This window comes from Mycobacterium sp. 852002-51971_SCH5477799-a (genome assembly GCF_001667145.1).
Classification (GTDB): Bacteria; Actinomycetota; Actinomycetes; order Mycobacteriales; family Mycobacteriaceae; genus Mycobacterium.
The window spans coordinates 1-1,154 of record NZ_LZIF01000027.1 but is presented as its reverse complement, the minus strand read 5'-3'; the positions used below and the strand labels follow the sequence as shown (position 1 = coordinate 1,154).

The window sequence follows — 1,154 nt, the reverse complement described above, 5'->3', positions numbered from 1 at the left end:
GCCACATCCGCACCGAACAACGCCGGAATCGACACCCGCACAGTCGAATCGGGCCGAGCCAACACCGCCCGATTACCCCAAGCCTCGATCCGGACGTGCTCGGCCTCGTCGACCACATCGATCGAGGACAGCCGTCGCGCCGGGTCGGCGGTCATGGCACCCAGCACCCGTCCCAACCGCTCGATCAGTAGCTGGATGCTGGCCGCATCGAACACATCGGTGCGAAACTCGACCATCCCGCCGATGCCGGCCGGATCGCCTACGTCGCTCCAACGCTCCCCCACTGAGAACGTCAGGTCCATGCGGGCGGTATGGGTGTCCGCCGGCAGCGAGGTTACGTGCAGGTCGCCCAAAGCCGATTCCGCCGGGGGATCGCCGGCGAAGTTCTGCCAGGCCAACATCACCTGCACCAGGGGATGATGGTTCAGGCTTCGGGCGGGGTTGAGCCGCTCCACCAGCACTTCAAACGGCACGTCTTGGTGCTCGTAGGCGGCCAGGCTGCGCTGGCGCACCTGAGCCAACAGTTCGGCAACCGTCGGATCACCGGACACGTCCACGCGCAGCACCAGCGTGTTGACGAACGACCCGACCAGCTCGTCCAGTGCGGGGTCGCGGCGCCCGGCGATCGGAAATCCCACGGCCACATCGGAACTGGCGCTGAGCTTGGACAGCAACACCGCCAGGGCCGCCTGCATCACCATGAAACTGGTCGCGTTGTGTTCGCGGGCCACCCGCGCGATCTGCTGGGCCAACCCGGCCGGCCAGTCCACCGTCACGCTGGCCCCGCGCTGATCGGCCACCGCCGGATAGGGCCGATCGGTGGGCAACGCCAGCCGCTCGGGCATTCCGGCCAGCATCTGTTGCCAGTAGTCCAGCTGGGCGGTGATGCGGCTGTGCGGATCCTCAAGGTCCCCGAAACTGGCCCGTTGCCACAGCGTGTAATCGACGTACTGCACCGGCAACGGCGCCCAATCCGGGGCGTGGCCGGCGCACCGGGCGCCATAGGCGGTGCCCAGATCGGCCACCAGCGGGGTGATCGACCAGCCATCAGCGGCGATGTGGTGGACCACCACCACCAACACATGCTCGTCTTGGCCGAGGCGAAACAGTGTGGCCCGCAACAAGATCTCGCTGCTCAGATCGAAACTGTGCCG

Annotated in this window: 1 protein-coding gene; it reads right to left on the bottom strand. The window is 67.1% G+C overall.

The features are described from left to right. Window positions 1-1,154 (bottom strand): condensation domain-containing protein (locus tag A5753_RS02265; protein WP_231989969.1); only part of this gene is annotated, 1,154 nt, incomplete at both ends.